Genomic DNA, 12,174 nt, shown 5'->3' with positions numbered 1-12,174 from the left:
AAAGTATATCAGAAAAACCAGTTTTGCAAGGTAATTTTAGTTTAGAAATCATAATAAAAAGTAGTAGGGACAGTGTGTTTGTATAGTATTCACCATAATTTATTATTGACGAAGAAACCAAAGAATACTAAACTAAAATAAATAATTTGTTTGCCAAACAAATTATTAGGGTAACGGAAAGTAAATGAAAATTCTTATTAGAATAGCTTATAATGTAATCCCTTACAATTCAAGATTATTTTTTGTATCGATGGATGAAATGAACCAATCAGATAAACCGAATAAGTAAATAAAGGAGTGCTACTGATTATGGGTATTTTGCAAGAATTATTAAAAGATATACCACTTCCTAAAATGGCAAAAGTAAAACAAACATTTGACCCAACAGCAGTTGATAATTTTTCAGAAGCATTACGACAGGAATTAGATAAGGAAGCTATTAAAAATAGGATAAAGCCAGGAATGGAGGTTGCCATTGCGGTAGGTAGTAGAGGGATTGACCAATTAGTGGAAATGACTAGGATTACAGTGGAATTTCTTCAGGAACTTGGTGCCAAGCCTTTTATCGTACCTTCGATGGGTAGCCACGGTGGGGCAACCGCAGCAGGCCAGAAAGCAGTACTTGCCCATCTTGGAGTAACAGAAGACAGTGTTGGGTGTGAAATTCGCTCCTCAATGGAGGTAGTAAAAATTGGAGAGCTAGAAAATGGTCTACCAGTGTACATAGATAAATATGCATCCAAGGCGGATGGCATTGTCGTAATCAATCGAGTGAAACCGCATACCGCATTTCGCGGAAAGGTCGAAAGCGGCGTTATGAAGATGATTAGTATCGGTTTAGGAAAGCAAAAGGGAGCAGAGGCATGTCATCAGCTTGGTTTTAAACATATGGCAGAGCATGTACCGGCAATGGCAAAAATCGCGCTTGCAAAAATGCCATTCTTATTTGCAGTAGCGACGGTTGAAAATTCCTTTGATAAGGTAGCAAAAGTTGCCGTACTAGCATCAGAGGAAATTGAAGAAAAGGAACCGGAGTTACAAAAATTAGCAAAAAGTTTATTACCAAAGCTGTTTTTTGACCAGATTGATGTGCTTGTAATCGATCAAATTGGAAAAAACATCAGTGGGGATGGAATGGACCCGAATGTAACGGGGAGATATCCTACTCCTTATGCATACGGTGGACCAGAAGTAACGAAAATGGTTGTCCTTGATTTAACAGAGGAAACGGAAGGAAATGCCAACGGTGTAGGGACAGCTGATTTTACCACACAGCGGCTAGTCGACAAAATGGACCGAGAAGCAACCTATGCGAATGGATTAACCTCTACCGTTGTTGGACCAACCCATATTTCGACTGCATTACCGAATGATAAGCTAGCAATCCAAGCGGCAGTGAAAACATGTAATATTTTTGATTTCACAAAGGTGAAGCTTGTACGGATACAAAATACACTAAAAGTTGGAGAAATTGAGGTTTCGGAGGCGTTATTGGACTATGTGAACAACCATCCGAACTTAGAGCAGATTTCGGATGTATATGATTTATCTTTTAATGAAGAAGGAAATCTAAAATAATAATGGGGGAGAGCTATGAGTAAATTATTTGATTTAACGGGGAAAACGGCTGTGGCAATCGGTGGAAATAGCACTTTAGGAAGTGTGATGGCAAAAGCACTAGCAGAACATGGAGCAAAAGTAGCAATTGTCGGTCGTAATTTCGAAAAAGCCGAAGCGGTGACAGAAGAAATAATTGCTGCTGGCGGGATTGCAAAATCATTTCAAGCAGATGTAAGTAAAACAGAGGATATTACGAAGGTAGCACAGGCGATAGAGGACTGGTCGGGGATTTGGGATATTGTGCTTAATGCACCGGGGAAAAATAGCTCTACGCCATTCTCTGAATTAACCGAAGAAGAATGGGATGACATCATGGATGTAAATTTAAAAGGGCTTGTATTCTCGATTCAAACCTTTGCAAAACGAATGATTGCACAGGGAAAAAAAGGGAGCATAATCAATATTTCCTCTGTTTCTTCTGCACCTCCGTTATCTCGTGTATTTACTTATTCGGCTTCGAAGGCAGGAGTAAATAGTGTAACACAATTTTTAGCAAGAGAATTTGCGCCATATGGGATTCGTGTAAACGCGATAATACCAGGATTTTTCCCGGCTGAGCAAAACCGGAAAATTTTAGATGAAGAAAGAACTGCAGCGATTATGAATCATACCCCGATGAAACGCTTCGGTGAGCCAGAGGAATTACAAGGTGCCACTGTTTACCTTGCGTCTGATAAAGCGTCCGGCTTTGTTACAGGAACCTTTATCCGGGTGGATGGCGGATTCGGAAGTATGACCATATAAAGAAAAATATATAGATAAGGAAGCTGGAGTTTTTCCAAAGAGAGGAGATTGGCAATGTTAACGGAAAAATACGAGAAGTTAACGTCCATTCTTGAGGAAATGGGGAATGTTGTTGTTGCCTTTTCTGGAGGAGTCGACAGTACCTTTTTATTAAAGGTGGCCATAGATACTTTAGGTTCGGAAAATGTGCTCGCGGTAACTGCTGATTCGGAAACCTATCCAACAAGTGAACTGTTAGAGGCGAAGAAGCTGGCAGTGCATATAGGTGCCCAGCACCGCATAATTGCAACATCAGAATTGGCAATTCCCGGGTATACGGAAAATAATAAAAATCGCTGCTACTTTTGTAAGCATAGTTTATTTAATCAAATCATCCCGATCATGAAAGAAAATGGATTTCAAAATGTGGTTTATGGGGTGATCGCAGATGATATGAATGAATTTCGACCAGGGATGCGTGCAGCAAAGGAGAAGGGTGTTCGTGGTCCTTTACAGGAAGCAAACTTGTTTAAGGAGGAAATTCGCGAGCTTTCCCGTGAGATGGGATTGCCTACTTGGAATAAGCCATCGTTTGCATGCTTATCCTCTCGCATTGCCTATGGCGAGAAAATTACTATTGAAAAACTAACGAGAATTGATCTTTCAGAAGCATTTTTAAAATCCCTTGGCTTACGTCAAGTGCGGGTAAGGACACATCAGGACATAGCTAGAATAGAAGTTAATCCAGAGGATATGGCATTTGTATTAGAAAATCACCAGCCAATTTCCGATAAACTCCAAGAATTTGGATATAAATATATCACATTGGATTTAATTGGCTATCAGAGTGGAAGTATGAACAAAGCACTGTCATCCTAATTAACCAAGGGAAAGCAGTCATTACAATAGTCACCGAAAAAGAACGAGAATGAATGAATAAAGGATGTAGATAATGATGACTAGAAGGTTAATTATTGGCTTAGATATTGGTACAACAAGTGTAAAGGCTGTTTTGTTTACACTTCAGGGAAAACAAATAGCAGATGCTGAGCAGATGCTAACTACCTATTATCCGCAAGCGGGATGGGTGGAGCAGGATCCAAAGGAAGTAGAACGAGCAGCGGTTGCGATGATAAGAGATGTTATAGAAAAAGCAGGTATTGCACAGGGAGAATTATTAGGCGTAGGGATATCCTGTGCGATGCATTCGTTAATTTGCTTAGACGCAGATTATGAACCACTATCGCATATGTTGATATGGTCGGATGGAAGAAGTAGTGAAATTGCAGAAAGTGTAAAGGATACAATAGGAGCTTCTATCTTTTTAAAAACAGGGACCCCTATTCATCCGATGTCACCTTTCCTTAAACTATTGTGGATGAAGGAAAATCAATTTACACCATATGAAAATGCCGCATATTTTATGACTGCTAAAGAATATATTTTACATAAATGGTTTGGCAAACGAGTAGTTGATTATGCGATGGCTTCATCCACCGGTCTTTTGAATTTATCTACCCTGGATTGGGATGAAGAGGCTCTATCCATAGTTGGTGTTCAAAAAGAACAATTATCCGACATTGTTCCACCGACCGAAATATTGGTCGATATCGATGATGAGATTGCAAAGGATATAGGGATTTCTAGGAAGCTTCCATTTGTGATTGGATCTGCCGATGGGCAGCTTGCCAATCTAGGAAGTGGTGCAATTTTACCCGGTGAAGTAAATGTTTCGGTTGGTACAAGTGGTGCAATTCGCCAATTTGCTAATGGCTTTCCAATTAATGAAAATCGGGGAACCTTTACATATGCCTTTACGAAGGACACATCCATTATTGGCGGTCCGACAAATAATGGGGGAATCGCATTACAATGGGTGAAAGATTTCTTATCCTTTTCCGGGACTCATGACCAGCTACTACATGAGGCAGACCACGTGGCTCCGGGGGCAAGTGGGTTGATTTTTCATCCATACATAAATGGAGAACGTGCACCGTTATGGAATCAACAGGCAAAAGGAAATTTATTTGGGCTAGCTATCGGCCATAAGCGAGAGCATGTAGTTCGGGCGGTTTTAGAAGGGATTGCCTTTAATATTTATCAAATCAGCAAATCGTTAACCCGTTTAGTTGGCCCTCCGAAAAAAATAACGGTAAATGGGGGATTAACTCGTTCTCAACTTTGGGTACAAATTATGGCAGATGTTTTTGGCCAAGATATTTACTTATCAGAAACCCATCATAATGCCGCTTGGGGAGCGGCTTGGACAGCGCTAGTTGCAATAGGGGAAGCGGAGTCATTTGCTGCGATAAAAGAAAACCTTCCAAAGGAAAAAGTAACCCATCCAAATATGGAAAACTATATGCTATACAAAGAAATTTACAATAAGTATGAGAAAATCGGGGAAAGCTTATGGAGTTTTTTCCGTTAATTTGCTCGAAACAGTTGTCCGTTCCCAAATACAGCGAAGAAAAAAATAGTACCAATGGAATAAGCGGCTGATTCAACGATCGAATCGGCCCTTCTTATGTCTAATTAAAAAGAAAAAGAATTGGAAGGAAGAAATGTTGCTTAATTAAAGGGGTGTCATGGTTGGCGGAATTCTTTATTATACTTTACGAAATCATCTTACCTGTTTTTGTTCTTATCGGGGTTGGTTTTATTCTCCAGAAAAAGTTTCAGCTAAATATCCAAACATTAACGAAATTAAATATTTATTTTGTTGTACCGGGTTTTATTTTCGTCAGGCTATATCAGACAGAGCTATCGTTTTCTTTATTTAGTAAAGTATTTTTGTTTATTTTCTTTTATATTTGTATTTTATTTACCGTTTCAAGAGTTTTCGCTAAAATCATGCGCCTAGAAAATGGAAAGAAAACGACCTTTTCTAATAGTGTCATCTTCTTCAATTCAGGAAATTATGCGGTGCCTGTCAATGACCTTGTATTTAAAGGTGATCCTTTTGCAATGTCCATACAAGTAATTGTGCTTGCGTTACAAAATATCTTTACCTTTTCCTATGGAATTTTTTCTTTACAATCGTTACGAATCGGCAAGTTAAGAGCAGCGTTAGGTTATTTAAAAATGCCAGTATTATATGCGATGTTACTCGCTTTAGTATTTAATTTGTGGAATGTTCCGTTACCGTCATTTATATGGGTGCCAGCAAATTATATTGCCGATGCAATGATAGGTATTGCGCTAATAACTCTTGGAGCGCAAGTGGCAAGAATAAAAATAAAATCGGGGCTAGCAAATGTTTCCTGGAGTTTATTTATCCGTTTATTGCTTGGTCCAGCAATTGCCTTTTTAATCATATGGGTTTTTGGCTTAGAAGGTACCTTTGCCCAAGCTTTGTTCATTGCTTCCTCGACACCAACGGCTGTTAATAGTGCGATAATAGCGGAGGAATATGATAATTATCCAGAGTTTGCCGCTCAAATTGTTATGTATTCCACATTGTTTAGTAGTATTACGGTTTCCTTTGTTATATATTGTTCCCGACTTTTGTTTTAACACTTATCTTTATTTTTGAAAAAAATGTTTCCAATCATTCCATCACTTATCTTGTAATTCCCCCTTTGTCTAAGTAAACAATAGTACAAAGGGGGAATTTATTTTGAATATCGATACTTCGCTCATGAGAAGACGTAGAGAAAAGCAAATTAAATTTGAACGAAGTGTACTCCGTGAGCTGTCATTGGAAAAATTAAAAAAAAGTGTGCAAGCTCACTTTGGGAATATTTATTCTGGAATTGGCATGGTTATGGATAATGCGATTGAAGAGGGCTGCTATGATGTTGCAGTTGAAGCATATATTTTAGGTAGCCACTATAGTCGACTTGGATATTATGGAGAGCCAATGGAATCCATCAAACCGAGATCATTGAAGGAACAAACAAATTTAGCAAAGGCACTAGCGGATTTTATATCGTATTGGAGTAATTTTGATGGTGGAAACGGGGCATTAGATGAATCGTTACACTATAAATGCGAGCAATATGTGGATCATTGGTGGGTAGAAGGATTTACGAAAGGAAAAATGAAATATAAAATGCGCATGCATTAGTAGTGATTTATCGTTGAATATTGCGATGCAATTCCGTAATTCCTTTGTTCTAAATCTTTGTCTTTGTCCATATAGTGATATAGGACAGGCAAGGAGGTAGGGGAAATGAATAGAAAAAAATGGATTACCCTCGGCATGGGAATTATAGGAATTGCTTTACTAATATATGTTATTCAAGACCGATTTATTAGTATGACTTGGAATGCTTGGAATTTACCTTTAAGCGGACGAATTATATACATTGACCCTGGTCATGGTGGACCGGATGGAGGGGCAGATAATGGCGATGCAGTAGAAAAGGATATTGCATTAGAAATATCCAAAAAACTTCGCGATTATCTACAGGAACAAGGAGCTCTTGTATTAATGACAAGGAGTAAGGATACCGACTTAGCAGATGAGGATACAAGAGGGTTAAGTAGAAGGAAAGTAGAAGACTTACACCGGAGAGTAGATTTAATTAATGAATCAGAAGCAGATCTTTTTATTAGTATTCATTTAAATTCTATTCCGTCGTCCCGATGGCATGGTGCGCAAACATTTTACGGAACACGCTATGTGGAAAGTAAAATTGCAGCAGAGTTGATACAGGAAGAACTCGTAGATAAATTAGAAAACACAGATCGTGTAGCAAAATCCATCAATAATGTTTATTTAATGAAAAGCACGAAAAAGCCAGGTGTTTTAGTGGAAGTTGGCTTTTTATCCAACCCTACGGAACGAGACCTATTAATGCAAGAAGGCTACCAGGATAAAATAGCAGCCTCTATTTATGAAGGAGTCTCACGGTATTTTACGAATGAACTGGACGAAAAACAAAAATTAGAAGAACAAGAAGATGATGATGAAAATTAACATTGTGCAACACACTTTAAGATCCTTTGTTAATCTAATTAGCAAAGGATTATTTTATTTTGTATAGTTTTATTGTACCAGCTCATCGAAAAACTACATTTCCTTAAAACATAAAGTTTTTTAATTACTGAAACTTGTTTTATAATGAAGGAGACAACAAATAAAAGGTGGAGAGAGAATGCTAACTGAGGATCAAGTAAGGCAACTATTAAATAATATCGAAGACCCGTTTTTACATAAGACATTAGAAGAACTCAATGGAATAGTAGAGGTAAAGATAAAAGAAGAAAAGCAACATGTAAGCGTAAAGATAGCGGTTGCAAAAGTGGGAACAAGTGAACAAATTCAATTACAGCAAAAAGTAGTAAAAATATTAAAGGATGCAGGAGCGGCTACCGTAGGCTTACGTTTTACTCAATTACCAGAAGAAGTTATTGAAAAATACCGTCCAGCTGGAGATGACCAAGGAATATTTGGGAATAGTAACACAACAGTAATTGCTATCGCTAGTGGGAAAGGTGGCGTAGGTAAATCTACTGTATCCGTAAACTTAGCTGTTTCACTTGCTAGATTAGGGAAGAAGGTAGGATTAGTCGATGCTGATATTTATGGTTTCAGTGTTCCAGATATGATGGGGATAGTCGACCGTCCAGTTGTCCGTGGGGAAAAAATAATCCCAGTTGATCGATTTGGAGTCAAGGTTATTTCCATGGCATTTTTTGTGGAGGATAATGCCCCAGTCATTTGGCGTGGTCCAATGTTAGGAAAAATGTTAACAAGCTTCTTTAAAGAAGTCGAATGGGGAGATTTAGATTATTTACTATTAGACTTACCACCAGGAACTGGCGATGTGGCACTAGATGTCCATCAGATGCTACCGAAATGTAAAGAAATCATAGTGACAACCCCACATCCAACGGCAGCATTTGTTGCTGCACGTGCAGGTGCAATGGCCGTGCGGACAAACCATGAAGTAATAGGTGTTGTTGAAAATATGGCATATTTCGAAAGTAAAACGACTGGAGAAAAAGAATATGTATTCGGTCGTGGCGGTGGTCAAAAGCTATCGGAAGAATTACAAGCACCATTATTAGGTCAAATACCGCTTGATCAACCAGATTGGAATGAGGATGATTTTGCGCCATCGGTATATCAAATAAAACATCGAATAGGGAAAATCTATTTCCAAATTGCTGAAAAAATTATCGATATGATGGAAAAATAATGAAAATAGGCTGAATCACATTCCTTTTCAGTGATTCAGCCTTCCATATATAGGAGAGAAGAATATTATGCTCCTCCTTTACTTTCTTCTTTTTTGTTTTGTTCACTGGCAGCTTTAAGTAATATTTCTTGGATTTTCGCTTGGTATAATGGACTTTCAATTGTTTCGGTAATAACTGATTGCAGATGTTTCCGATAATCCGTGCTCTTTAGTAAATCAGACAATTCGGTTTCCAATTCTGGATCGTGAAGAACCTCCACGAGCATCGTTCTATATTCCGGATCTTTAATTAATCCCTTTAATAAATTTTCATTTTCCGTTTTCATGCTTTCTGCATATGCTTTAACAAAATCAGGGTCCTCAAACGATGTTTTCCAAAATTCCTTCCCTTTGTCTGACACTAGCGTTTTTGCGATGGAATCAGCTACAACCGTATTGTCCATTACAAGCTCTTGCTTTAATTCTTCATCTGCCAACACTTCTTTTAATGCTTTTTTTCCATCGTCTGTTTTCAATATATCGACTACCATTTTTTTCGTTTCATCATAATCTACTTCTGCGGCATTGTTTTGTGTCGAACAACCATTTGCGAAAATGGTTAAACAGAACAGTAGGAGCACAATCAATGATTTTTTCTTCATGGTAATAAGCCCCTTTCTCCCATCCACTTGTTATTAGGATGAGGATTTTTTTTAAAAATATTCGTTCCGAAGTATGGGTAGATTTTTCTTGTACTGGTTGTTACAATTTAAATAGTAGTAATAATTTTACATAAATTTGGGGGATGGAATGTGAACATCAGAAACTGGGTTAAATTCTACCTAAAAACTTTAATAATTGCAGGAATTGCAACCGTTATTATTGGGTTTGCTATCGAATGGGATAAATACAAATCCATATTTGTTGCAATGGACGTTTTAGAAATTGGACTTGTTGCCCTTTGGTTAGTTGGTATTGGATTTATTTTTGGTACACTTAGTCAAATGGGTTATTTTGCTTATTTAACCGTTCACCGTATCGGATTGGGCTTATTTCGTTCGTTATGGAACGCGGTTCAGTTAGTGATAACTGCCTTTGTTTTATTTGACCTTGTATATTTACGCTATAACGCATTTGCGCAAGATGGAGACAGCGTATTACCATATATTCTTGTTGCACTGTTAATATTATTGATAAGTTTGGTTATTTCATACTTAAAATCTCAACAATCAACAAAGGATACATTTGTACCCGCATTGTTCTTTATGGTAGTCGTGACAACATTGGAATGGGTCCCAGTTTTACGTGCTAACGAAGAAAGCTGGCTACACTTAATGTTATATCCATTATTGATTTGTAATGCTTACCAATTACTTGCTCTGCCAAAGTATATCGAGCAATCCCAAAAAGAACGACTAGCATTAAAAGCGAAAAAGGAATTGGTCGTTAAGTAATAGAACAAATTAAAAAGGAAGCTGTGTATTAGCTTCCTATAAACAGACCAAGTAATATTGGTCTGTTTTTCTATGTATTAACTTTGTTTATACTGAAAGATTCCTTCTTGCCATTTGAAATAACCGTAAATAATAACGGATTCTACAACAAATATAATAAAACGTTCCCAAGTAGTAGTCGTTTCGAGATGGTAAATTCCTAAAACGTCCTGTAAAAGATAATGAACAGGAAAAACAGCAAACATAAAATCTAATATGATATTCGTCAGAAGATATATCCAAAACCGTTGATAGGTAAAATAGAAAATCCATATAGTGATAACTGGAAAAGCCCCAAATATACCGGAAGTAAATAAAGGCTTTAGCCAGGATATGAGGCGTATATTTAGTTCCCAATGATGTTGGTTGGCAGCAATGATGTTATAAATAATCATTAATAAGGTTGCAAAAATAGCTGCCGGCATATAACGTTTAATATCCTCTTTTTTCAATAAAAATAACGTAAACCAGGGAGCAATAAGCAGTACCCAAAGCAGAATTTTGGTGAACATTGATTTCCCACCCTTTATTCCAAGAATTGGGTATAGTTTTACCATCTGCTATTGATCTATACAATTACACGAATAATTCATATAATAAGTGTCACGTATTCGCATTTATCTACTCCAAGATTTCATGAAATAAAGTTTGGTTACAAACAAAGCATCGATTTAATCTGTAATTTCTTTAGAATTTGCTGTACCGTCTATTAATATTTCTGAAATAGTTACTAAATTTGTTTTACTTTCCGAGAATTTATTTAAAATCTCCGGTAAGGCAACAGCAGTTTCCTTTGCAGAATCTGAAGCGTGAAGTAAAATAATATCGCCTGCCTTTGCTTCACTTACATTGTTCACAATGGTTTCTATTCCGGGATTTTTCCAGTCCTTCGAATCGATGCTCCAGTGAACTACGGTATACCCTAATTTTTCAGCAATCGGTAATAGGCGATTGTCAAAATGCCCATTAGGTGCACGCAAGATTTTTTTATGTTTTATATTTAGCTTTGTAAATACTTCTTCCGCCTTTAAAATATCTTGACGAATTTTTTTGTCCTCTACCTCTTCGTAATCAAGGTATTCATAGCCTAACAAACCAATCTCATAGCCCGCTTTTGCGATTTTTTCTACAATGTTCGGGTGTTGTTCCGCCCATGATCCGGACAAGAAAAAGGTGGCTGCCTTCACATCCTTTTCCACTAATAGGTCAATAATTGGTTCAGCTTTTGAATTTCCCCATGCGATATTAAACGTCAAAGCTATACCGTTTTTCCCTTTATAAACAGCCTTTGGTCCATCATCCGTTGAGAATGCAGAGAATGATAGATTTTGAATATAGAAAAACCAAGCTGTTACAAAAGCTGTTAATATAATCACTGCATAATTCTTCAACCTTTTGCCATTTAATATTAGAAAATAATTCACACTAATCACCTCGTCCAACTTGTCTACTCCCAACGTATGTATGAATTTTTAAGTTTATGACTGCTCTATATTCATGCGAAATAATTTTATGAGTAAAATCGTAACAAGTGTACATAATAAAATTTAAAACTACACAATGCATGAGTTGAGGTGTCCTGATGATTGGATTAATAGTGAATAAAAAAGAAGTAGAAGAATTATTGTATATGCTCAAACGAGAAATGGATGAGCTGTTATTTGATTTAAAGGATGATCGAATTAATCATATTGTTAAAAGAGGGATGGAAGAACGATACGAATTATTATTTTCTTTATTTAAAAGGATTGCACCACCAACAGAGTGCTTTATGTATATTAGGAAAGAAAAAAGCAATACAGATGGAAATTTGAAAAATAATAATTTAAATGTTGACATGGAATTATAATCTTGATATATTAATAAACGTCGCTTCTACGAAAATAATTAATAAGAAAATAATTAAAAAATAGAAGCGAAAAAAAGATTTGACAAAAAGCATGATAACTGTTATATTAAGAAAGTCGCTTATGACAGTGAAGATTGAAGATTGAACCTTGAAAACTGAACAAGACGAAGCGTTTAATTAAACTATTTTTAAAACATTTTTGAGCTAATCAAACACTTTTTGGCCGATTAAGAGCCGTGACGTCCTGTCGCGAACATCGGCACAAAAACATCCTATTTTTGGAGAGTTTGATCCTGGCTCAGGACGAACGCTGGCGGCGTGCCTAATACATGCAAGTCGAGCGAATAAATTAGAAGCTTGC

13 protein-coding genes and 1 rRNA gene are annotated in these 12,174 nt (G+C 37.0%); 11 read left to right on the top strand and 3 right to left on the bottom strand.

Annotation, left to right across the window (positions count from 1 at the left end; genetic code table 11):
* Positions 1-309: 309 nt before the first annotated feature.
* The 8 genes from OEV98_RS16785 to OEV98_RS16750 all read left to right on the top strand — a co-directional run bounded on the left by OEV98_RS16785 (position 310) and on the right by OEV98_RS16750 (position 8,492).
* Entirely contained in the window at positions 310-1,578 is a 1,269-nt protein-coding gene (locus OEV98_RS16785) for a nickel pincer cofactor-dependent isomerase, group 22 (protein ID WP_263074511.1), read from the top strand.
* Between the two features lie 15 nt (positions 1,579-1,593).
* Positions 1,594-2,364 (top strand): SDR family oxidoreductase, encoded by a 771-nt coding sequence (locus OEV98_RS16780; protein ID WP_263074510.1) that lies wholly within the window; start codon positions 1,594-1,596, stop codon positions 2,362-2,364.
* Between the two features lie 54 nt (positions 2,365-2,418).
* Positions 2,419-3,222 (top strand): ATP-dependent sacrificial sulfur transferase LarE, encoded by an 804-nt coding sequence (larE, locus tag OEV98_RS16775; RefSeq protein WP_263074509.1) that lies wholly within the window; start codon positions 2,419-2,421, stop codon positions 3,220-3,222.
* 76 nt (positions 3,223-3,298) lie between these two features.
* Positions 3,299-4,774, top strand: coding sequence for a gluconokinase (locus OEV98_RS16770; RefSeq protein ID WP_263074508.1), 1,476 nt, complete (start codon positions 3,299-3,301; stop codon positions 4,772-4,774).
* A 161-nt stretch (positions 4,775-4,935) separates the two neighbouring features.
* A complete protein-coding gene (locus OEV98_RS16765; RefSeq protein WP_263074507.1) occupies positions 4,936-5,859 on the top strand; it encodes an AEC family transporter in 924 nt (307 codons plus the stop codon).
* Between the two features lie 103 nt (positions 5,860-5,962).
* Positions 5,963-6,412, top strand: coding sequence for a YbaK family protein (locus tag OEV98_RS16760; protein ID WP_263074506.1), 450 nt, complete (start codon positions 5,963-5,965; stop codon positions 6,410-6,412).
* Between the two features lie 105 nt (positions 6,413-6,517).
* Entirely contained in the window at positions 6,518-7,267 is a 750-nt protein-coding gene (gene cwlD / locus OEV98_RS16755; RefSeq protein WP_263074505.1) for an N-acetylmuramoyl-L-alanine amidase CwlD, read from the top strand.
* A gap of 178 nt (positions 7,268-7,445) precedes the next feature.
* Entirely contained in the window at positions 7,446-8,492 is a 1,047-nt protein-coding gene (locus OEV98_RS16750; RefSeq protein WP_263074504.1) for an Mrp/NBP35 family ATP-binding protein, read from the top strand.
* Between the two features lie 65 nt (positions 8,493-8,557).
* On the opposite strand, the gene gerD is transcribed toward OEV98_RS16750, so the two are convergent.
* A complete protein-coding gene (gerD, locus tag OEV98_RS16745; RefSeq protein ID WP_263074503.1) occupies positions 8,558-9,133 on the bottom strand; it encodes a spore germination lipoprotein GerD in 576 nt (191 codons plus the stop codon).
* Between the two features lie 150 nt (positions 9,134-9,283).
* On the opposite strand from gerD, the gene OEV98_RS16740 reads away from it, so the two are divergent.
* The gene (locus tag OEV98_RS16740; protein ID WP_263074502.1) at positions 9,284-9,925 is read left to right on the top strand and encodes a KinB-signaling pathway activation protein; all 642 of its coding nucleotides are present in this window, start codon (positions 9,284-9,286) and stop codon (positions 9,923-9,925) included.
* 77 nt (positions 9,926-10,002) lie between these two features.
* On the opposite strand, the gene OEV98_RS16735 is transcribed toward OEV98_RS16740, so the two are convergent.
* Positions 10,003-10,476: a hypothetical protein gene (locus OEV98_RS16735; RefSeq protein ID WP_263074501.1), complete on the bottom strand. Its 474-nt coding sequence runs from the start codon at positions 10,474-10,476 to the stop codon at positions 10,003-10,005.
* 159 nt (positions 10,477-10,635) lie between these two features.
* A complete protein-coding gene (locus OEV98_RS16730; protein ID WP_263074580.1) occupies positions 10,636-11,388 on the bottom strand; it encodes a polysaccharide deacetylase family protein in 753 nt (250 codons plus the stop codon).
* 158 nt (positions 11,389-11,546) lie between these two features.
* Between OEV98_RS16730 and OEV98_RS16725 the strand changes: the two genes are divergently transcribed.
* Positions 11,547-11,813, top strand: coding sequence for a hypothetical protein (locus OEV98_RS16725; RefSeq protein WP_263074500.1), 267 nt, complete (start codon positions 11,547-11,549; stop codon positions 11,811-11,813).
* A 275-nt stretch (positions 11,814-12,088) separates the two neighbouring features.
* Positions 12,089-12,174, top strand: a 16S ribosomal RNA gene (locus OEV98_RS16720); the annotation flags it as partial.

The sequence above is a fragment of the Perspicuibacillus lycopersici genome, assembly GCF_025660475.1.
Lineage (GTDB): Bacteria > Bacillota > Bacilli > Bacillales > Caldibacillaceae > Perspicuibacillus > Perspicuibacillus lycopersici.
The sequence above is the reverse complement of the archived record's forward strand: the minus strand, read 5'-3'. Positions and strand labels throughout refer to the sequence as shown.

What these genes read in the sequence shown, in the direction of transcription:
- OEV98_RS16785 (WP_263074511.1), top strand. Translation starts at nt 310, where the DNA reads ATGGGTATTTTGCAAGAATTATTAAAAGATATACCACTTCCTAAAATG.
- OEV98_RS16770 (WP_263074508.1), top strand. Translation starts at nt 3,299, where the DNA reads ATGACTAGAAGGTTAATTATTGGCTTAGATATTGGTACAACAAGTGTA.
- gerD (WP_263074503.1), bottom strand. Translation starts at nt 9,133, where the DNA reads ATGAAGAAAAAATCATTGATTGTGCTCCTACTGTTCTGTTTAACCATT.
- larE (WP_263074509.1), top strand. Translation starts at nt 2,419, where the DNA reads ATGTTAACGGAAAAATACGAGAAGTTAACGTCCATTCTTGAGGAAATG.
- OEV98_RS16735 (WP_263074501.1), bottom strand. Translation starts at nt 10,476, where the DNA reads ATGTTCACCAAAATTCTGCTTTGGGTACTGCTTATTGCTCCCTGGTTT.
- OEV98_RS16750 (WP_263074504.1), top strand. Translation starts at nt 7,446, where the DNA reads ATGCTAACTGAGGATCAAGTAAGGCAACTATTAAATAATATCGAAGAC.
- OEV98_RS16780 (WP_263074510.1), top strand. Translation starts at nt 1,594, where the DNA reads ATGAGTAAATTATTTGATTTAACGGGGAAAACGGCTGTGGCAATCGGT.
- OEV98_RS16725 (WP_263074500.1), top strand. Translation starts at nt 11,547, where the DNA reads ATGATTGGATTAATAGTGAATAAAAAAGAAGTAGAAGAATTATTGTAT.
- cwlD (WP_263074505.1), top strand. Translation starts at nt 6,518, where the DNA reads ATGAATAGAAAAAAATGGATTACCCTCGGCATGGGAATTATAGGAATT.